Source organism: Persicirhabdus sediminis (assembly GCF_016595495.1).
Classification (GTDB): domain Bacteria; phylum Verrucomicrobiota; class Verrucomicrobiia; order Verrucomicrobiales; family Akkermansiaceae; genus Persicirhabdus; species Persicirhabdus sediminis.
Genome location: NZ_JAENIM010000044.1, coordinates 37,396 through 58,361, shown reverse-complemented (window position 1 = coordinate 58,361; position 20,966 = coordinate 37,396). Strand labels below are relative to the sequence as shown.

General features: G+C 48.2%; 13 protein-coding genes and 1 pseudogene. 6 read left to right on the top strand and 8 right to left on the bottom strand.

Translation table 11 applies throughout. The features are described 5' to 3' along the window. Nucleotides 1-4 precede the first annotated feature (4 nt). Genes JIN82_RS13725 through JIN82_RS13715 form a run of 3 tightly spaced genes read left to right on the top strand, consistent with a single transcriptional unit; the run spans nt 5 to nt 1,172 of the window. Nucleotides 5-625, top strand: coding sequence for a hypothetical protein (locus tag JIN82_RS13725; RefSeq protein WP_200312231.1), 621 nt, complete (start codon nt 5-7; stop codon nt 623-625). A gap of 41 nt (nt 626-666) precedes the next feature. Next, nucleotides 667-945 carry a hypothetical protein gene (locus JIN82_RS13720; protein ID WP_200312230.1) on the top strand — a complete coding sequence of 93 codons (279 nt, stop codon included), beginning with the start codon at nt 667-669 and terminating at the stop codon, nt 943-945. 38 nt (nt 946-983) lie between these two features. Further along, nucleotides 984-1,172, top strand: coding sequence for a hypothetical protein (locus tag JIN82_RS13715; RefSeq protein ID WP_200312229.1), 189 nt, complete (start codon nt 984-986; stop codon nt 1,170-1,172). Between the two features lie 120 nt (nt 1,173-1,292). Here the strand turns inward: JIN82_RS13715 and JIN82_RS13710 are convergent. Beyond that, nucleotides 1,293-1,526: pseudogene (locus JIN82_RS13710) on the bottom strand (AIM24 family protein); the annotation flags it as partial. Between the two features lie 194 nt (nt 1,527-1,720). Between JIN82_RS13710 and JIN82_RS13705 the strand changes: the two are divergent. After that, nucleotides 1,721-2,191, top strand: a complete 471-nt coding sequence (locus JIN82_RS13705; protein WP_200312227.1) for a hypothetical protein — start codon at nt 1,721-1,723, stop codon at nt 2,189-2,191. A 19-nt stretch (nt 2,192-2,210) separates the two neighbouring features. Here JIN82_RS13705 and JIN82_RS13700 read toward each other — a convergent pair whose 3' ends face one another. Further along, nucleotides 2,211-2,573: a hypothetical protein gene (locus JIN82_RS13700; RefSeq protein WP_200312226.1), complete on the bottom strand. Its 363-nt coding sequence runs from the start codon at nt 2,571-2,573 to the stop codon at nt 2,211-2,213. Between the two features lie 277 nt (nt 2,574-2,850). Between JIN82_RS13700 and JIN82_RS13695 the strand changes: the two genes are divergently transcribed. Further along, the gene (locus tag JIN82_RS13695) at nt 2,851-5,334 is read left to right on the top strand and encodes a peptidase U32 family protein (protein WP_200312225.1); all 2,484 of its coding nucleotides are present in this window, start codon (nt 2,851-2,853) and stop codon (nt 5,332-5,334) included. A 122-nt stretch (nt 5,335-5,456) separates the two neighbouring features. Here JIN82_RS13695 and JIN82_RS13690 read toward each other — a convergent pair whose 3' ends face one another. The 3 genes from JIN82_RS13690 to JIN82_RS13680 all read right to left on the bottom strand — a co-directional run bounded on the left by JIN82_RS13690 (nt 5,457) and on the right by JIN82_RS13680 (nt 17,650). Next, nucleotides 5,457-12,998, bottom strand: a complete 7,542-nt coding sequence (locus JIN82_RS13690; RefSeq protein WP_200312224.1) for an Ig-like domain-containing protein — start codon at nt 12,996-12,998, stop codon at nt 5,457-5,459. Nucleotides 12,999-13,458: 460 nt separating this feature from the next. After that, the gene (locus JIN82_RS13685; protein WP_200312223.1) at nt 13,459-16,959 is read right to left on the bottom strand and encodes a HEAT repeat domain-containing protein; all 3,501 of its coding nucleotides are present in this window, start codon (nt 16,957-16,959) and stop codon (nt 13,459-13,461) included. A 169-nt stretch (nt 16,960-17,128) separates the two neighbouring features. Beyond that, entirely contained in the window at nt 17,129-17,650 is a 522-nt protein-coding gene (locus JIN82_RS13680) for an ATP:cob(I)alamin adenosyltransferase (RefSeq protein ID WP_200312222.1), read from the bottom strand. Between the two features lie 81 nt (nt 17,651-17,731). Here JIN82_RS13680 and xerC point away from each other — a divergent pair, with 81 nt between their 5' ends. After that, nucleotides 17,732-18,634, top strand: a complete 903-nt coding sequence (gene xerC / locus JIN82_RS13675) for a tyrosine recombinase XerC (protein ID WP_200312221.1) — start codon at nt 17,732-17,734, stop codon at nt 18,632-18,634. A 16-nt stretch (nt 18,635-18,650) separates the two neighbouring features. Here the strand turns inward: xerC and JIN82_RS13670 are convergent, their stop codons facing one another. From JIN82_RS13670 to JIN82_RS13660, 3 genes are read right to left on the bottom strand one after another with little or no spacing between them, the layout of a single operon-like run. Next, complete coding sequence (locus tag JIN82_RS13670; protein WP_200312220.1) at nt 18,651-19,034, bottom strand: hypothetical protein; 384 nt, start codon at nt 19,032-19,034, stop codon at nt 18,651-18,653. Nucleotides 19,035-19,083: 49 nt separating this feature from the next. After that, nucleotides 19,084-19,878, bottom strand: a complete 795-nt coding sequence (locus JIN82_RS13665; RefSeq protein WP_200312219.1) for an MlaE family ABC transporter permease — start codon at nt 19,876-19,878, stop codon at nt 19,084-19,086. Nucleotides 19,879-19,926: 48 nt separating this feature from the next. Further along, nucleotides 19,927-20,931, bottom strand: coding sequence for a DUF7544 domain-containing protein (locus JIN82_RS13660; RefSeq protein ID WP_200312218.1), 1,005 nt, complete (start codon nt 20,929-20,931; stop codon nt 19,927-19,929). Nucleotides 20,932-20,966: the final 35 nt, after the last annotated feature.

Genomic DNA, 20,966 nt, shown 5'->3' with positions numbered 1-20,966 from the left:
GACGATGAAAAAAACGCTATGCCTTACCGTACTATCACTTTGCCTGCCCATAGCTCCCATGCTAGGTGAAGATTTATCGAGCCAAGAGTTCTCTAACTCGATCCAGCTCGATTTTGATTCCTACTTTTCAAGCTCAAATGAAAGCTCTACCTGGCACATTGCTTCCCACGCCATCGTCAAATTAGGTAATAACGACAACAGATGCAGAATCTTTCTAGGCAACCACAGTGGCAATGGCACTCTCATCCTCTCTGGCGGTGGCACCTTGGAAACCGAAAATACCATGGCTAGCATCCGCTTTGGTCATCAAAAACAAGGTGCAGGCGTGTTAGAAATCACAGAAGGATGCACATTTAGAAGCATTGGCGAAGGCGGTTGGGTATATACCGACTACAATCAGGGAGCTAGCGGAACGATCAAGCTACAAGACCTCAACAGCTGCTTCAGCGCTCAAGGATCTTATATCCCCATCGATGAACAATCAGGCACTTGGATTTCTAAGTCCAAACATAAAAATCACTCAGTCACCGTTCTCCATAGTGGCGATCCAAACAAGTATGCCCTAGATGTTAGCTCCGACCCAGATACCGGCCTAACAACCATAATCGTCTGCGAGAAAAACTAAAATTTCATCACCACACTCTGCTAGCTGCTTGATAATCTCAGATGAAAAAGTTAGTTATCGGGCTAAGCTGTGCCGTCCACATTATCCTCCTCAGCTCTTGCGCTAGGGAAAAACCTCAGGATCCCGTCGTCTTCTACAACGGTAATTATGGCCTCCGTAGCCAGCTGATGGAAGACCCTGAATATGCTGAAACACGAGGGCCTTTCACACCTGAATACAATGATGTATCAGATGAGATTGAAGATAAATACCACATCGATACAAACCCTAACTACGGACCTAAATGTAAGAAGCATGATAGTCATTTGTTCTTCTATTAGGCCGTTCCTAGCTAAATCTTCACTACCACTGCAGCTACATGAAATCGTTCACCCTAACATCATCACCCCTCATTCCTCTCGTCTTACTCAGTGCATGTGTCTCCGCTGAGCCGCGAGACGAAATCGTCAGTGAGGATGGTGAGTACCGTATGCTAAACAGCAGTGAACGGCGTGCACGTAAACAGCAAGTCACCGATAAATGGTTTCCAACTAGGCCCACAGGGTAACACTCCTCCAGCGGCTTCTTCGACTAACTAGCTGGCTGAAGCGGCAGCTCTTCATACGGCTGCACAACCACAAATCCGTCGCCGCTGAATTCCATCTGAAAACTCTCACCACTGCCGCGCCCCTTCTCCACTCACTGCTTTTTTGAGCAAATTTCCCATCCCTTGGCTCAATATACCCTCGCGGGTAAATTTCACCCCGCCATGGTAAGCTACCATCGAGCCCATTTTGGTCCACACTGAGCCGTTCAGGTTTACTTCTAGCAGCCGCTCAGTCTCTAGCTCAAACAAGCCTTCGCCACGGTCTCGGTTACCCGTCTTCTGCAAAAATCCATTAATCGAATAGTCTCTTTTCATTGTGATCAAATTTAGCCAGCTAGTTAAATCTAGCTGAAATACACCCTACTAACTAATGAAATCTACACCAGCTGACGATTACAAATTGCCTTCATATTTCTAGCTGAATCTATCAGCGTGCATTTACCACATACAAACATAGGTGCATTTTACAATTAACATAACAATTAATTTAGCTAGAGTGATATCTGCATATGAGCAACATAGATCTCTCACCTGGAAAAATAAAAGCAGTCACCGTCTACATTGCGCTGATTCTCTTTTTTCTAATCATTGTCACACCGCTTACATATCTAGCAGAGCAATACTATCTCTTCCAACATCACAGGCTAGCCTGCAAATACAGTAAAACTGAATGTATCCTCATCCCCCACCGAGGAATCGGAGAATACCGTTATCACGATATACAAGCCAAGTTTTACGGCCCTGTGATTACCACATGCCTTGTACGCTATGCCAGCTGGGGAGCCATTGCTGTATGTGTATTGCTGGCAGCTAAGAAATCCGGAATATCTCCAAACGTAACGATGGTAGATGATGACCATTTTTCCATAAATATAGGCAAACCAGATAATGACCTACCCGATCTAACGGATGACCCAAACATGAAGAAATTTACTTTCGAAACTGAATACGATAATGACCGTGACCGTCATCGCTGGTAGCCACTAAGCTAGCTAGATATCACTCAACAACTTGAATAATAGACCCTGCCCCATTTGCTAACACGACGACAATAATTATCAATACCGCCAGACCAGCAAATAACAAAAGACCACTTATCAGAGATGAACGAGTAGAGAAATTGCTTTGTGCATTCCTTTCTAGCGAAATCGATATCGTCACCCAGATGGCTGGCAAAATCACTAATATGAAACCCCAGTTGCGAACAAACACAGCTAGCAATGGCCAATCGTAATTTCTCTCGGGAAAACCGCGAAGCTTAAGCAAAGTCGCTACCACCATTGATCCACTTAAGATCAGCGCCGTATTCAAGGCCATCATAACCAACTGGACCGTATAACTGCCTAACTTATCTACCTTCATGTGGCCGATGGTTTCATATTCTAAAAGAACATAAAAACAGATGGCCCCTGCAGAACAAGCAAAAGCTTCAACTACGCAGAGGTCTTTTGTATAAACTAAGCCGCGAAAAACTCAGTAGCTCGCCCGTTAATCGACAGTCTGCAGCCAGCCATTTCCATGCGCCAGCTGGCCAGCCGTCACTATTGGTGAGCTCGCCTGCAGGCTAGCTGACCGCTACGATTCTACTGCTAAAAAATCCGCGCTAGCCAAACGGCCATTCTTAGTCCATGGGTGAAGTATGAGCAGCGACCGTCAGCCACACCACATGAGCCCCGAACTCCTTTCGCCAGCAGGCAATTGGGACTGTGCGCGGGCAGCTGTCGCCAATGGCGCAGATGCGATTTTCTTTGGCCTGCCCAAGTTCAACGCGCGTCTACGAGCTGACAATTTCACCGAGGCCGACTTACCTGAGCTGATGGATTTCCTCCACAGCCACGGCGTGCGCGGCTTTGTGACGATGAATACGCTGATCTTCACCAACGAGCTGAAAGCGGCTGAAGCGCAGCTGAAGTTGCTCGCAGAATCCAATGTCGACGCCATCATCGTGCAAGACTTCGGCCTCGCACGGCTAGCTCGCACCGTCGCTCCCTCACTAGAAATTCACGCCTCCACGCAGATGACCATCACCTCGCCTGAGGGACTGGATTTTGCCGATGCTTTGTTCAAGCTAGACCGCGCCGTGCTCGCCCGCGAGCTGTCGCTGCGTGAAATCAAAAAATTTGGCCCAGCGGAAAGCGTGCCGATCGAAGTTTTTGTCCACGGCGCACTCTGTGTCGCCTACTCAGGCCAGTGTCTAACGAGTGAAAGCCTCGGCCAGCGCTCCGCTAACCGCGGCGAGTGCGCGCAGGCATGCCGCATGAACTACGAGCTCGTCGTCGATGGCGAAACTAAAGAAATGGGCGATACCCGCTACCTGCTCAGCCCGCAGGATCTAGCCGCCGTGGACGTGGTCCCTCAGTTAGTGAAAATGGGCGTGGTTTCCTACAAGATCGAAGGTCGCCTAAAATCACCAGAATACGTTGCCGCCGTCACTCGCGTCTACCGCAAGGCCATCGACGCAGCCGCCGCTGATCTGCCTAGCCCAATCACCGATGAAGACCGCTATACGCTAGAAATGGTCTTCTCACGCGGACTCAGCACCGGATGGTTAGAAGGAACTAACCACCCAAAACTTACTCACGGAAAATTTGGCAAAAAACGCGGCGCCTACGTTGGCACCGTGACCAAAGTCGACTACGAACGTGTCGAGTTAGAGCTGGAATCAAAAGTACCACTGCGCGCTGGCGACGGTGTGGTTTTTGACGCTGGTGAAGACCGCAACAAAGAACAAGGCGCACGGATCTGGCAAGTAGATGGCAATACCATGGTCTTCCACCACCAGAAAAGTGGACTCGACTGGAAACGCATCAAACCCGGACAAAAAATCTGGAAAACCGACGACCCTAAGCTCAATGCCAAAGTGCGTTCATGGTGGAAAAATGTGAAGTTAGAGCCACAGCGCGACGGCCTACAAATCACCATCATCGGCTCAGCTGGCCAGCCAATGAAACTCAGCTGCCACGGCATCACCGTAGAATCTAGCGAGAAATTAGAAGCGGCCCAAAACCGCCCACTCAATGACGAGACACTCGCCAAACAGCTCGGTCGCCTCGGCGGTACAGACTACCAGCTAGCGGGAATTGATAATCAGCTGCAAGGCGACGTTATCATGCCGCTCTCCGCACTCAACCGACTGCGCCGCGCACTCGTAGAGGCCTTGGACAAACAAGGTCCCATAGCTAAAAATGAGCCCGCCAAGGCCCAGCCAACTGGCACCCTAGCTGAGCTCATGCCCAAGCGCGAAGACCGCCCCAAAGAGCCTACCGAGCTCACCGTGCTGTGCCGCAACATGGAGCAAATCGACACTTGCCTAGCGGCTAATGTCACCACCCTCTACGCCGACTTCATGGACATCCGTCTCTACAAAGATGTGGTCCAGCGTGTGCGCGACTACAATGCTGAGCATGGAACTAACAGCACCATCCACCTAGCGACACCTCGCATTCAGAAAGCCGGCGAGCACGGTTATTTCAAGCTCATCGAACGCGCCGCTCCAGACGGCGTACTCATCCGCAACCTCGGCGCCATCGAGTATTTCAAAAACAAAGACGAGTTCTACCGCACTGGTGATTTCTCCCTCAACTGCGCTAACCCAATCACCGCTGACATTCTCAAAAAGGAAGGCAAACTTCACCACCTAACGGTCAGCTACGATCTCAACATCACCCAGGTGCTCAACCTGCTCTACGGCTGCCCGCAAGATTGGTTCGAACTCACTCTGCACCAGCACATGCCAATGTTCCACATGGAGCACTGCGTATTCTGCACCTTCCTCAGCGAAGGCAAAAGCTTCCTCGACTGCGGCTACCCGTGCGAAAAACACAAAGTGCAAATCCGCGACCGTGTCGGTGAACTACACACACTAACAGCTGACGTCGGCTGCCGCAATACGCTGTTCAACAGCAAAGCTCAAACCGGCGCGCGCTACTTTGAACAAATGCGCGCTACCGGGCTGAAACGCTTCCGCATCGACCTACTCAACGAAGACGCAGCCGAAGCCGCTGAGGTCATCACCGCCTACCGCGAACTATTCGCCAATCCTGTCGATGGCGCCAAACTCTGGCACCAACTCAATGCCATGGAAAAACTCGGCGTCACCGAGGGCACGCTAGAAGTTAGATAACTTCAGCTAGCTGGAACACTAGCAAAATAGCTGGTCAATCAGGCCTCATAAACTGACCTAAAAAAAGCCGCCCACCCGAAGTTGGGTGAGCGGCTGGCTATGATATCAACTCAAAATCAATCTTACTTCGTATGCGTCATGTTTCTCCAACCTTGAGCAGTTGGCCATGATGGCTCTTTGAAGATCTCGATCTTATCGATAACGATCTGGTCGTTCTCAGCGCCTTCTAACTTGAGTAGTTTGCTCTCAAAGAGCAGCTCAAGCTCAGTGGCAGCCTCGCTTACCTTACGCATGGTGAAGGTATATTCCTTATCCTTATGGTAAGGCTCTACGATCATCTGGGATAGTTTGTAATTCATCCCCTCGCCACGCATAGTCGTATACAAGGTCACATCAGTATTGGTCTGGTTGACCGCGTCGATGTTCAGCTTGAATATGTAGCGTGTGCCAATTGGGTCAGCTGAGATATCTAGCACTTGGCTCATCTCCGATTTGTTGCCGGAAGATGGAGTGGTTTCTACTAACAATGCATAGTTACCATCCTTAACCAGAGCTGGATCATCAGTCAGGTTGAATTGGCTAAACCCGTCAGCAGATGTCCAGCTGTCGAAGGTTCCTGATTCAAGACCAAGGTCATCACCACTCTCAACCACTGCACCCAAACGAATGAGTGATAGGTTATCAAAAGTGAAGCTGCCTGTAGATGACTCCGCTCCCTCTACCGCAAATGATAGATGCAGGTAACGTGCTTGAGCTGGCCCTTTCTCCAACCCGAGCTGGAACTCGTGTAATCCACTGGCTAGATCTACCTTGTCAGACTCCACAGTCATTAATACCCCGTCTGCTGGATCTGCATTATCATCCCAACGTGCTACCATGAGCGCTCTATCTAGCGAGCTAGACGAGCCATCACCGATCACATTACCACGCACGATATAACGTGTATTGGCGAAGTCTTCACCAAGATCGATGGTTTGTGTTAGCATGGAGCTACCAGCAGCGGAACTAACGCTAACTGAGTAGTCACCAGAAATGACTGACTGAGCACCTGATACCAGCTGGAAATCAGCCGCCCCAGAACTTACCCAGCCATCTAGGTTGCCTGATTCGAAATCAACATTTTCCATCACCGTCATCAAGTGCTGACCCTCTGGATCAACGATCTGATAGTCCCCGTGTTGTTTGCCATTGCTCAGAGTGAATGGTGCATACTGGAATCCATAAGACACCCAGCTTTCACCACCATCATCGCTAGCCAAAACGCGGCGCGGTGTGATCTGGCTGAAGTCTACCACATCCTGACCCTGTTCGTTCTGGCTTACAGAGGTCTCACGGATATAACTACCGAGATAGGATCCTGATAGTAATGTGCCAGGCTTGATTAGCTCAGCAGAACCTAGCGGACCAAAGCGGTCGAAGATTCTTCCATTTGGAATCCAATCTGGAACCAGACGGCTCCAGCGATCGAACATAGAATATTCGTAGCTTTTGCCATCCCAACCAGCACGGGTATGACCTCTAACCATAAGACCTTCACGGTAGCCAAGGTAGACGCCTACAGCTGGCCAAGTATCCCCCATGATAGAGTATGTCATGCAGCGGCTCAGCTCAGTCACATCCATACGAGGGCGTGTGATGCGGCTTACAAAGGTGCCTTCAGTATTGATGAACCCTTTCTCCGGCATGGATGGGGCATCACCAAAACTAAAGCCTGCTAGATACGGCAGTTTATGATCATCAACCCAAGCTGATAGACTGAAGACTAGGTTATAGAAATGCTGTTTCCACGCAGGGTCGGTATACATGCGAGTCGTGTAGTCGTAGTGGAAAAACAGATCGTAGTGATTTGAATTGGTATCCACCGCTGGCTCGTCTTCGATGTACTGATAGAAGGTTTCAGCCACTCCCTTGTAAGTTAGTGTAGACCCTTCACGCACCTTCTCTGGTGCGGAAATAACATCCATAATGCGGTCAGTCGCGTAGACGTCTTGTGCAGCTACAAACTCCCACGCAGGGGTATGCTCACCGCTCCACTCGATTTGCCTAACATCTGGATCAGGTCCATATGGGTAACACGGCTTATCCATGTGCATCGGCACTGAGAAGTAATCACCTAAGCGGTAGAAGCTACGCTTGAGTATCTGCTCACAGGCCTCTTTGATTCTAGGATTAGTATCCCCATAATGATTCAGGGCTGAAGTCGCTGCACTAATTGTGAATTTAATCATCAATGTCGTCGCGTATTGCGCTGCGTCACCAGTGTATTCATCATAGGATTTACAAGCTAATCCATCCACATTGGTTTCTACCGGTCTATCATAACCGTCTAGATTACCAGCATATCGACAGATAATTTCTTCAACAATCTGTTCTGCATCTGGGTCTCCTAGGATGATGTCAGCTAAGACAAACTTGCTCGCGATAGACAGGCCATCACGATTGAATTGCTTAAAATCATTGTAAGCAAAGCAGGTATTCCAATCCCGCATACCAGCTGTGTTAGGACTCATCTGAGCTTTCAGCGCATTGATTTCGCTCTTGAACTGCTCAAGCAGCCAATCTTCAAAACCAAGTCGTTGATCGCGGCTATCAGAAACCATCATTGCCTGTTCACCACCTACAAATAGGCGGCCACATGCGGTAGCACTGATACTCGTTACCCCTTCATTCTCGAAGATGTAATAAGGATTCAAAGCGATGCTTTCACCAGCTTTGAGGTCATCTTTGCTCACATGATAGAGCATGGAATTACCCGCTCCTTGGTTTTGCAAGAGATAAAGACCATCGTTACCCTCACCACCGTAGCTTCGTGCAAAGCTCATAGAATCAACATCCGCAATGTCCGCTAGATATTTAAATTCACCATCAGGTTTATGCAGATATGTCGCTACCCCTTCATAGTTCAATTCGAAATCAACAGCCACATCTAGCTGATAGAGTGAATCATTGACCACTGCGTAGAGTTTTTCTCCATGGGAATCCAGGGAGATGGAACAACGCTGCACTGCTTGACCACCAAACGGGTAGCGGCGGCTAGGTACAGTCACCGACTTATCTGAACTATGAGCCGAGTAGACATTAATACCTTCGCTTGTACCCACATACAGTTCGCCAAAGTAGTGCTGCATCTCTAACTTCGTGTTAGCATCAGCTGCAAAGTTGGTGCGCGCAAACAAGGTCAACTCATTGGTATTGTAGTTGAAGCGCAAGATTGCATCCTTCTCGTTAGCATTGCCTAAGCTGCTCTCTTCGTTAGCGCATATACCAATGTATAATAATCGGCCAGACATACTGAAGGCCATGGAGTTAATACCGAAGTCATTCCCGCGAAGGTCCGCCCATGGCATCAATACTCTAATTTGCTCACTAGTAACTTCACGTTGTACCGCGCCACGGATGTCGCGGATCTCTAGCTGACCGCTCTCACGAGAAGCCACAGCATACATACCAACCGCTTCAGCAGAGGCTACCAGATCAGCGCCAGCTAGCTCATTGGCCCAGCTTTTAACAACGACGTTCGGGTTCTGCTCGTTGACTGATAGTTTTACCGTGCCCGTGGCAGTCATATTGATGCCATCACTAACGGTGAAACTAAACTCAGTCTCTCCAGCCACATCACTGCTATAGCTGAAAGAACCGTCACTGCTAAAGTGCAAGTTACCCAGGCTAACATCCTCTGCGAGTTCAAAGCTCAGCTCTTGCTCAGGTTGATGCACCACAAGTGCCTTCATCGCCTCACTGGTAAGTGAGAATGCACGACCTTGCAGAACTGCATAACTCTGATCTTTGATCTGCATTGGAGCATTACTTTCAAAACATGATAGATATTCAGAACCGATCGTTTCAGGCTGTAGAATATCACCTATGCCTAAAGTTTCCCAGCTGATGCTAACAAACTGATCTGGCGCAGTAATCACGTAATACATGATGGTATAATAACGCTTACCGGCTTCCAAATATAAGGACTCCTTAATATTACCGGAGCGGTTCACCTCCACCGCATTAGCTGGATCCATGTCCGTACTTACAAAAAGACGAGGCTTGAGAGATCCTTCCTGAGTGAATCGATAGAAACCATCTGATGGCACCTGAATGTATCCGTATAGTCTAACGCCAGCTGGACTGCCGTCATGTTCAGGGCTAACATAATCACCATAGACGTGAGATATTTCACCCACCTCTGGCAGCTCGATCAAATCGGCCATATTACCATCATAACCAGCTAGAACCTCATAGGTTAGTCCACCGCTGAGAGTTTCATTCCTGAAAATGCTCACTTTCACCGTTGCTACTTCACTAGTGCCACCTGATGTCGTGATACTGTATGTGAAAATATCACTACCTACATAGCCTAGGTCTGGCTGATAGATTACAAGACCATTGCCAACATTCTCTAGTGAACCATTAGCTGGGCCACTCAAGATATCGAGCGCAAGCACATCACTAGCAGCTAAGGTATTCTCTGCTGCTAGATCGATAGATTTTTCCTGACCTTCTAGCGTCGCCATAGTGGCATCCACCAAGATTGGCGGCCCAGCTTGGTAGCTCAGCTTAATGCTCACCGTGATCGGTCCGCGTGTGCGGATGCCATCAGTGATGCGATACGAGAAGCTATCTGTGCCCTCAGCATCAGGATAAGGTGAATATCTGTAGCTGCCATCTTTGTTAAGCATTAGAGTGCCCTTGCTTGGTCCTGCAACTAACTCAACCCAAGCATTAACAAGCTGGTTCTCTCCTACGACGTTGCCTTCCAGAACGTTCGAGCTGTCGCCATAAACAAAATCAACATCACTATCAACTAACTCATCAAAAAATGGCAACTCGATATGTGATAGATATTCAGATGAAATGACCTCAGGAGTATCAATCCCTGGGCCCGTCCAAGAGACCTGCAAATACTCTGCAGTTGTATTCTCTTTGTGTAATACTTCGATATAATACGCCTCGGCAGCACTTAAGTTTACCTTCACTGAGGCCACTCCTGGCCACTCTTTCTTCATACTGTAGGCAATATTTTCAATATTCTCTTCAGAGCGATCAGTACTCAGCCACAGGTAGGCTTCATTACTTGCTGCTAGATAGAAAGTATACTCACCGTCAACTGGAGGATGAACATAACCACAAATCCTCTGACCATAGTGATCAGCATGATCTGGCTCAGTCTCAAAGCTACTCAAATAATCACTCCAGCTCGGGTAATCTGGGTAGTCAACATGACCTGTGAGATCTTCGATCTTCCAGCCAGGAATACCATCCCAATAGTAACGAGTTAATCTACCTGTCGGATTATCACCATCAGAATGCAGAGTCACAGTTACTGGATTACTAGCTAGCGATCCGTCAAAGGCAATGTACTCAAAGGTATCAATTCCCTCACGTTCGCCATCTGGCACATAAACAAAATATCCATCTTCATCTAGATGCACCGTGCCGTACTCCGCCTGACGTGTCAGATAAGCATAAAGTTCATCACCGTCAGCATCAAAGTCGTTATCCAACACACTAACTGGCGAGATGTATTCAACACCCAAACCAATATCATAGCTCAAGCCAGTAGCCTCAGGTGCCTGATTTCCCTCTTGAGAAACAGCTACCGTCACTGATGAAGGAACAACATACTCACCATCAGTAATCTGATAGGTGAAAGTATCTACCCCAGTAAAGCCGAGTCGCGGACGATACAAGAGCTGTTCATCAACCAGCTCCACAGAGCCGTTAGCTGGCTGGCTATAGGCGTAGATGCTGATCACGTCACCATTAGGGTCGTAATCATTAGCCATCACATCGATCAATACCTCTTGGCCTGCATCAACCTTAACTCCAGTAACAGGAGTGGCAACAGGTGGCAGATTGATAGCTTTTACCGACACAAAAACAGTCGCGGTAGAGCTATCTACCCCATCACTGATAGTATAAGTAAATTGGTCATCTCCAGAGAAACCGTCAGCTGGCTGATAGATAATGCTAGAGCCTGACTTGGTAGCTGTTCCATTTGCAGGTGAACTTACCGCAGTGATGTAAATCCTATCACCATCGGCGTCAGAATCATTCGCAAGTACATCTATCAATGCTGATGTTCCCTCGTCGATTTCAACGTGATCATCAACCGCTTCAGGTGGATTGTTTCCAGCAGAAACACCCTCACCCAAAACCATGAATGATAAACTTTCTAAATTATGTGCGGTTTCTTGATCAGTCATCTGGTCCTCATCAACGACAATATTGATTTGGTTTCGCTCTATCGGATAATGACCATAAAATGCAGGGAAACCACCATCGTTACCGGTCATGCCAGCACTTGATAGAACACCAGATAAAACTTCATCTAACCCGCTAGTTTCATAAAAATAACCTTCGATGTCGTTGTCTACACCTCTCACCGTTTGTGGCCCCACTCCAGCTCGGTAGGCAATGCCACTGTGGCTCAGCACGCCAGTAGACTCTTCCATGACGTAGTAGCCCAAGGTCTCGCTTAGTCTTTCTATAACAAAATCCTCGCCGACATGTTTGCCAATGTAGAAGTTTTTCGCATCAGCTGGCAATCGGAAATTAGCTCCACGGCTCCAGAATGCAGACCAGCGCTCATTATTGTAGCTCATCACCTGGCCAAAGACCACAGGCGACTCATAACTCTGCTGATAATCAACTTTACTGCCAACCCAGTTGTTCTTTCTGTCTGCCCGCTCCGATAGAAACTGTGCCGCTTCCATCTTAGCACCATCGACATTCTCCGTATATACGCCCTCTTCGACTACAGAGATAGATACATCTAATAGAATTTCGCCCGTATTGCCATCGACTCGGTCTAACTTAATCTCAAAACCTCGATTTGTAATATTACGAATTCGAGTCACCGCACCCTTTTCACGATTATAGGGATACATTGGCGTCGCCACAATCACTGGTGACTTGTAGCCAGTTGGGAATGTCATCTCCGTCCACTCGCTGCTAGATACATCCTTCAGGATCCCCCAGCTCATATTAGGGCCTTCGTAGACGTCGTTAACTTCAATCGTTAGCTGAGCATCAGCTGACAATGGGTCTTCTTCGCCATTCCATGCTCTAACTCCAAGAATGTATTGGCTTTGAATTTCAAAATCCAATGACTCGTTAACATAAACAACACCCGTATCATCAATGGAAAAATAACCGTCTTCGTTGCCTGAAATGATTTCAAATGCAACTGCGTTGCTAGCTACCATGCTTCCTAACACGCCAGCGTCAGAATTTTCATCAATATTGAAGTGAGCATCTTCTAACACTGGAGGGACTGGCTCAACGACAACAGACTCATAAGATTTGATCTGAGAGATGGTTGTCCAATTAGTTGCACTATTCCCTTTCCCAATCAGCTTGATAAAACGGAGCTGCTGAGAAGTAAAAGCATACGACTCGAGCTGATCTGAGCCTTCAAGACTGCTGTAGTTCCCTAGCAAATTCCAATTCTCTCCATCTAAAGAAGCGTGCAACTCAAATGATGAGACTCGTTCATTCCCCTTATAAAAAGCAATATCCAGATGGTCAAAGAAGTAGTCATCATCGTATTCAAGCATCAACTCCACACCTACCACGTTAGACGTCCATCGAGTCGTTAGGTTGTCATCTAAGAGCCTGTGTAGAGTATCAACACTATCACTTGCTGATAAGTTGACAGGCGTAATCACACTTCGCTCATTGAGCTCCGCGCTTGCAGTAATTTGGGGCTCTTCAGCTTGGGCGATGACTGCCGAGGCCGCCAGTAACCCTAGACTAAGAATCCCGGGCTGAAAATTAGCCCATCTTGTATATCGTTTCATTATTGGTTTTTTGTTTGTGCAAAATCTCCTAACATTTAAACGAGACGAGATTTAAACATTAAAAGTAATCATACTGATTAAAACCATTAGATAACGAGGCGAGATTTCAATTTACGCCATACACTAATTAAAAGACACAAACCTATCGGACAACTAAAACTAGTTAAGTCAACGACTCATGAAATCTAATATAAATGAGCGTTTATCAGCAAACTAACACTAACCGCAACTGCATTTAACCTGTCACCTTATTCCTAACACGCTTAAAAACAAACCATTCCACAGCTTGTTTTTAACTTGCTAAGAAGCTCACTAATTTATCAACGACCTACTCGCGGCCAAAGCTGTTGATAGCATTTACCGTACGAATACGCTCTTCCCGTTCATCAGGAGCCCAGCCTTTATACCACATTTTAGCACGGTAGATAATGTCATCATTACTCGGCATCAGGGGCACAGCTGGCTCTCGTAGGGCGAGCGGATAACTGCGCTGAGATACTGGCGCGAGGTCTGGTTTTTCATGGCAGCCAATGCAGCTAGTGGTGGCACCAGGTCTGACGTATTGCCAAATCAACTCATTGCCAACCACTTGTCTATCACTATCTAGCACTTGAAAGTGAACCATGCGATCAGCTGGAATTTCAACACTGAAGCTGCCATCATCAGCTAGTGGCACGGTTCCCAATATGCGACCAACAGCACCTCCATGATTGCGCCAGGCGACACCGCCATCTTTGTGAGTTTGATGTCTAGCAATTTGCGGCATGCCCTCATTAATGCGGACATACTTTCCTCGCTCCGCAATTTGCGGTTTGCGAGTATTCTTTACAGAACTGCACATCATCGTGCCTGTGAATGAAGGGTTCTCGCCATGATAGTTAGATGGCAGAATAGGTTCGCGGAAACGTGGTCTCAAAGGACGAGCCTCAATCGCTGAATAGCTCGGATCATCGTAAACCAATGTCAGTTCAGCCGTCTCAACATTTAATCGGTAGATTCCATGATTCACAGGTTCCCAGTTATCTATGCGATGAAACTGACTGCGCTGCTCAAGCGGTGGTCGCTTACCTGCAGATACCAGCAATTCCTCGTCATTCAGCGGATAGGGACAAGTCACCGCCCAGTCGCTGTTAGGCATAACCTTGCGCTCCTTTAGCTTACCCGGGCCAATAACCATCGGTCCATCAAAGCTATTGATGATGTACTTATCTTTACCCCATGGCTGTGGCTGAGTGATACGCAATAGCCGGTGTCGAGGAGCTGTAACAGAGTTGGCCCCCTTGATATTTAAAAACGCCTGGCGCCTTTCTGGGCCGTAAAGCGTTTGCACTCTATAGCCGTCAGGGAATGCCGACATCAAATTCCACTCGGTTTTCAAGCGTGAATAAAACAACTCAAGACGGGTAAATAACAAACGCCCATCACTGCTGATAGATGCTTCAGAGTCACGACCAAAGTTATAACCAATCACACGGATATCTGAGCCGTCACGGTTCATCGTTGTCAGGCCCGTTGATAAATAGCCATGATACTCGTCGCGGTAACCTAATCTAGTCGATGAAAATGCAATGCGTCCATCAGGCATGTGCACTGGCTGCACGTCGTGATAGGGACCAAATGTTAGCTGCTTTAGCCCAGTGCCATCCTGCCTCACCTCAAACAAGTGCCACCATGGATCGTCACCATCGGCATCGCGTTTCGCAAAGACTAACCACTCACCATCGTAGTGCACCTCGAGGTCAGCCACATGGGCATTGGTGAATTGGGTCACTTGCTGTAACTCACCTTGGCCATCACTGCTTGGGGTGAATTTGAAGATGTTTTTGCCATAGCGGTAGGTTGGACCTGAGTCCGTTGTCGCATACGCCGTTAGATCTTTGGAAATCTGATAATCATTGCCAATATCGTGGTCGGCTTGAATGAAAACATAACTGAAATTTTCGCTCTGATCAGCGACTAAGCCCGCGTCTATCTGCTCAGCTGGTGTCTGCGCATTTTGACTAGCTGGAATTCTTTCTAGCCCCCTTTGCCACAGCGCTTCTCTAGCTAACAACTTAATTGAAAAGTACGGATGCTGGCTCTCAACCCGCTGCAATACAGCCCCCACCTTGCTGGCCGATTTTTTGCACAGCGCTTTCGCTGCTGCGTATTGAACCTCTAGCACATTTTTATCATTAAAGGCAAATTCAGTAAGTAGATCGATATCGCTATCGTCGCCTAACTTACCTAATGCTAATAACCACGCTTCTTTGAAGCGCGGGCTAGGGTCATTGAATTCATCAAATCCGTCGCCATGCTCCTTATCATAGAAAGTTTCAAAGTCCATGCTCACGCCGTAGCTAGCATCATCGGGCGCCTGCCTTAGTAGCTGGCGGAGTTTATCAGCGGCCTCATGGGCATCCATTGCCATCAATGCCTTAGCCGCATCCATACGCACCCAACCACTGCGATACTCTAGCAATTTTAGCAATGATGGCACATCTCTCTTGTCATTGCATAAAGCTGCTAACACATGACCTGCGTAGGGTGGTTTACGCGCAGTATCGAGCTTCACGTAATCATTAACCAACTTTTCTACCAACTCCATCTCGCTACCAGATACTGACTGCGGACGAGATTCTCCGAGAGCATTAAAAGCGGCATCGATCACTGGCTGGCGCATGTCTGCAATATCTAGCAAATAGCCAATCATTTCATGAACTGGCTCACGTTGATAGATCATCGTTGAGTCCCAGTTATTTGGAATTCCAACCACCAAATAAGGCGTAAGCCCTTTCATTTTCACGCTTTGCTCATCATTGATTGGCAAGCGGCTCAGCACTCTCAATGCAGAGAAATACAAGCGAGGAACGCGATCAATCATGGAGAAATTTGGCGCATCATACCATGGATAAACTTCGACTAGTTTGCCATATCGATTCCCTCCGATTTCTCGGGTTTCAGGCTTGAAGGAAAATTTTGGCAGGTACGTCATCACCGCATCCACACTCGCTGGGCCACCACAATCGAGCATCGCTTCCATCGCGTATGCCGCCCAGTCAGGCCTATCTAGCAACTCAATTAGATATTGCTCTCCAGCAGAATCAGCCGTGGCTATTTTCCCCAATGCCTTGATGCCAGCTTGAATGAAATGCTTCTCCGCACGATGGTGTACGTTAGCCCCTTCATCAGAGTACATCGAATCTTTATAGACCTGCTTATCTAGCTGCAAATTTATGTCTTTGTATGGCCGCAGTAACTCAATCAGACGCTGTGATAGAGCGGGACTAGGATCTGCCATTCTCGCCACTGCACGCAAGGCATCACAGCGCTTAAAGTAGGGCAACTGGTCATCTTCAGCTTGTGCCATCAAACTCTCTACATGCGATTCCAGCTGAATTAATGCTAGGCGATCTTGCAGTTTCTCTATCTGCTCAGCCCTAAGCTGTGGTTTTTCCTGGGCGTTGAATTCCAGCTGTAAACCCGTATGCAGCTCTAAACCTAGATGTGCAGCTTTCCTAACGGTCCAATCGTCATCAGCTAGGGCATTGAGCAATGGCAACATCATCTGTCGCTTTCCTGACCAGGCCATGTACATCACGGCCTCCCTGCGAACTCGTGGGCATTCATCACCTAACATGCCTACAATTTGCTCGGCGGCCTCAGTAGCTCGCATCGCAGATAGATGTTCTACAGCTTTGATTCTGGAAACCTCGTTAGAATCATTCAGCTGGCTAGTCCAGTGGTTAAGCTGAGTTTGAAATGGGTTCTCTAGCTCAGCAGAAATCGCCCCGCTAAGAATGGATATGGTCATGCCCAAGACCAGTGCCGCTGGATTTTTCATCATCATTATGTAGGTGCCTGTGAATGCAAATACCTTTCAGCTATGCCCGTTAAGAAATCGCGACTCCTTAATCTAATAGCCATAAAGGTATACCTAGATAAAAAGAGCTTTCTTTCATGATCATGAAAGCCATGCTTCTGAGATGATTCTCCTCAGGAAGAAAGTTCTGCGCGGATCATTTTGCCTTCTCCACTTCGCGAGAAAGCAGCCAAAACACGTCAGAAAGCCTATTTAAAAACAAGGGTCCAAACTCAGGAGCGCCATCACCTAATGACCACGCAGTAATCTCAGCGCGTCGGCACACGGTGCGGCAATGATCGAGATGAGCAGCTGGGTGGCTACCATTTTCACCGGGTTTCACCCAACCCTGAAACTTCGTCTCCATCTCTGATGCGAGATTTTCCAGCCAGCCGATGTCCTCGCTAACAATTCTCAAATAACCTTTTTCGTAGTACTTTTCTCTAGCTTCTGGGTCGACGGAGATCTCCCCCATCAAACCTATCAACTTTTCCTGAATCTGATGTAAAATGGCGATCACCGCCTCTGGCATACCAGCTGTGGTTCGCGCTAATCCAACACAAGCATTGAGCTCATCGACAACTCCGCTCGCCACCACATTAGGTGAATTTTTGGGTACTCTGCCGCCAAACATTGTATCGGTCAGGCCTTGGTCACCTCGCTTTGTAATCACGCTCATGCGCCGCATTATCAATGCGATCTGCCATCTCGCAAGTATCTACGTGTCAGCGCGGCTATTTTATGTTGTCATGGCAGCCAGATGGATGACCACAGTGATGCTTTAATTGACGATTACTTAGATTTTCTCAGCATTGAGAAAAATGCCTCACCGCGCACCAAACGAAACTACACACAAGCATTGATAGACTTCTCCAACTGGAATGAAAAATCATTCTCCAGCTGGCAGGACTGCACCAGTGAGCAGTTCCGTGAGTACCTTCACCACCTCCACCTTGAAGGGCTAGCTGCGAGCACTATCCGGCTACGATTTTCAGCGCTGCGATCATTCTATCAGTATCTCGTATTACGCCGTGGACTTGCAAAAAACCCCGTCTCAGAGGTGATGCTACCAAAGGCCAAACGCAAGCTGCCAGTGGTGCTCTCCGTTACGCAAATGCAAGAGCTGCTAGACATGCCCTACAAAGTAGAGCAACCAAAACAAGCAAAGCCGTGGGTGAAACATCGCGACGCTGCCATCATGGAGTTATTCTACTCGTCTGGGCTACGCCTAGCGGAGCTTGTTAGCTTGAACGTAGAAGACCTTGATAGCGATTCAGGAACCCTCAGAGTGGTCGGCAAAGGCAGCAAAGAACGACTACTGCCTATTGGCTCGTACGCCATGAAGGCCATCCAACATTACCGTCAGGACGCGCAAATTCATAGCGGCCCGCTATTTCTCAATAAATCTGGCACACGGCTCTCTACCCGCTCGGTTGGCAAACTGCTAGAAAAGTACTTACAACAATCAACCATTCCCTTTCACGTCACCCCGCACAAATTGCGCCACAGCTTCGCCACCCACATGCTAGATCACGGTGCCGACCTAAGATCCGTACAAGAGCTTCTCGGCCACGCATCACTATCGACTACCCAAATCTACACGCATGTCACCAAACAGCGCATGCAAGATACCTATCGCTCCGCCCATCCGCGGGCAAAATAACAACTCCAGCTAGAGATTACTCAGATGTTGGAGGAGTCGCCAGAGCTGGGCCTTTATTGCCAGTTGGTGAATCTGAGCCGCTGCTTGCACGCAGTTCGTCGTCACTCGCTAGATTTGCAGATGGATCAGGAGCCCGCCACACACTCTGATTCCCCGCTGGCGGATTCGGAAATGCAGGTAATGGCTCGTAGGCTGGCTGCTGAACTTTTGGTTTTTTGCTCGCGCTCTGCTGAGCTCCAGTTGGCAGCTCGGAACCGTCTTCAGCAAGTTCCACAGCTTGGCTAGGAACATCATCCACTTGTTGATCTTTGGGCACAATGGGCTCCAATGAACACGACGCTAAAACCAATGACAAAGCGGCTGCTATTGCCAATGAGGAGGATGCAAGTGACTCATTCATAATTTCCATAAAGATGCCAAGAATTATGCCCTTGGCAATAAGGAATCCTCTATCCAGCCACTCCTGTTGGGAACACCAGATTCATCAGCATGGTGAGGAAAAAGTTAGTGATCAAAATTGCTAGAGAAGAAAAGACCATCGCACGGGTGGTCCCCTGCCCAACTCCAACAGCTCCACGCGAAGCTTTTAGACCTTCATTACAAGAGATTAAGACGATCAAAAATCCAAACACAGCCCCCTTCACCAGCGCAATATAGATGTCGCTCATGTCGGTATGCTCGCTGGTGCGAAATTCCCACCACGCCTCTGGCACCCCAAATGCCTGTGTTCCCACCACCCAGCTGGCCAGAATGCCAAAAGCCGCCGACTCTGTAATCAACAGCGGCACAGATAACATCATCGCGATCAAACGTGGGGTGACTAGAAAATCCACAGGGTGCACACTCATGGAGCGCAGCGCATCTATCTGCTCAGTCACCTGCATGGTGCCAATCTCAGCTGACATCGCCGCGCCCACGCGTCCAGCTAACATCAAACCTGTCAATGTGGGGCCCAGCTCACGCAGCATGCCCACGCTAACCATCGCGCCGCCCATAGACTCCATGCCCAGCCCCTGCAGCTGGAACAATCCCTGCGCGGCTAACACAGCACCGGTAAAAGCACCGGTAATAATCACCACAGGCTGAGAGCTATAACCAATCTCATAGACCTGAGCGATCACCTTGCGCATGCGGATTTTACCACGCACCAAGGACTCGATGATTTCAGCTAGCAGCATTGCTAGTGATCCGAGGTAATTTACGAAGCTATAATAACTTCTGCCAAACATGGTCAGCAAGGTCATATCCCTTTCTACCTCACGATGGTCATACTTGTCGAGCGGTCACATTTTCTAGCTAGCTGGCGGCTGATCATCAGTGGGCTGCTGGTAGCTTTCCCACAGGTCGTACTCAGGTCCGATCTGGCGCAGTAGCTCTGGCCCCAACAGACGCATCCATACGCTGATAGGTAGTAGTAATACTGCGCCAACATATGGAATTGCCATAACAATAAACCCTAGGCAACACGTCACAACGCCAAAAAGCATGACAGCCAAGCCAAGAGCGATTCCCAATACCATCAGCCAGAGGAAATACAGAATGAAGGTCCAGAAATACTGACGGTGCAGTTTGAGAAACACGCCCCAAGCAGCCATCACTCCAATACCGCGCTTATACATGATAGGGATCACGAAGCTTTCTAGCATGTTCATGATGTAGCTATAGATCAGGGCAAATAATAAAAATACCAATACCAACGAGATCAATTGGAAAATGGGAAATTGCCAATTTTCAGCACCAGATAGATGAGGCCACAAAGTCAGGTAAAATACACCCGCGACAAAAGCGAGACCAGCGACCAGCGAGACAATACTAAATGCCGCGTTCCACCAAAATAACGACCATCCAGCTGCTGCTTGGCTGCGCCACGGTATAGCTATTTCGGCGCGATTATGAACCACATTATCTAGCAGCATAAACTTTCCACGGCTACTCAGCCAAATTAACAGCCCAGCGATAATCATAACAATCAACGCTCCAACAACTCCGAGGCTGATCACCATCATCTTGTTCTGCTCGTACCAATCAATAGCTGGCTGCAGCGATTCTAGCCCCGACTCAACCACCTCTTGCGGGCTGGCTGGAAGCTCAGGAACCTCTTCTGCTGAGGCAGAACTACCAGAATAATCCGAGCTGAAGCTAGGCATAGAACTGCTACCAGACAGCAACTGCGCTAACCACGCTGTGAAGCCAATAACAAACCAGCGAGCCAGATCAAATGGCTGAAACAAAATGCGCTTCATGCCATCAAAAGCATTTGTGGTTGCCTCTATCAAATTAGTTGGCCGTTTTTCCATGCAGCCAAGATGGCGCAAACTCACTAGATAACACA

What these genes read in the sequence shown, in the direction of transcription:
- JIN82_RS13660 (WP_200312218.1), bottom strand. Translation starts at nt 20,931, where the DNA reads ATGGAAAAACGGCCAACTAATTTGATAGAGGCAACCACAAATGCTTTT.
- JIN82_RS13680 (WP_200312222.1), bottom strand. Translation starts at nt 17,650, where the DNA reads ATGAGCGTGATTACAAAGCGAGGTGACCAAGGCCTGACCGATACAATG.
- JIN82_RS13670 (WP_200312220.1), bottom strand. Translation starts at nt 19,034, where the DNA reads ATGAATGAGTCACTTGCATCCTCCTCATTGGCAATAGCAGCCGCTTTG.
- JIN82_RS13705 (WP_200312227.1), top strand. Translation starts at nt 1,721, where the DNA reads ATGAGCAACATAGATCTCTCACCTGGAAAAATAAAAGCAGTCACCGTC.
- xerC (WP_200312221.1), top strand. Translation starts at nt 17,732, where the DNA reads ATGGATGACCACAGTGATGCTTTAATTGACGATTACTTAGATTTTCTC.
- JIN82_RS13720 (WP_200312230.1), top strand. Translation starts at nt 667, where the DNA reads ATGAAAAAGTTAGTTATCGGGCTAAGCTGTGCCGTCCACATTATCCTC.
- JIN82_RS13700 (WP_200312226.1), bottom strand. Translation starts at nt 2,573, where the DNA reads ATGAAGGTAGATAAGTTAGGCAGTTATACGGTCCAGTTGGTTATGATG.
- JIN82_RS13715 (WP_200312229.1), top strand. Translation starts at nt 984, where the DNA reads ATGAAATCGTTCACCCTAACATCATCACCCCTCATTCCTCTCGTCTTA.
- JIN82_RS13725 (WP_200312231.1), top strand. Translation starts at nt 5, where the DNA reads ATGAAAAAAACGCTATGCCTTACCGTACTATCACTTTGCCTGCCCATA.
- JIN82_RS13685 (WP_200312223.1), bottom strand. Translation starts at nt 16,959, where the DNA reads ATGATGATGAAAAATCCAGCGGCACTGGTCTTGGGCATGACCATATCC.
- JIN82_RS13665 (WP_200312219.1), bottom strand. Translation starts at nt 19,878, where the DNA reads ATGACCTTGCTGACCATGTTTGGCAGAAGTTATTATAGCTTCGTAAAT.
- JIN82_RS13695 (WP_200312225.1), top strand. Translation starts at nt 2,851, where the DNA reads ATGAGCAGCGACCGTCAGCCACACCACATGAGCCCCGAACTCCTTTCG.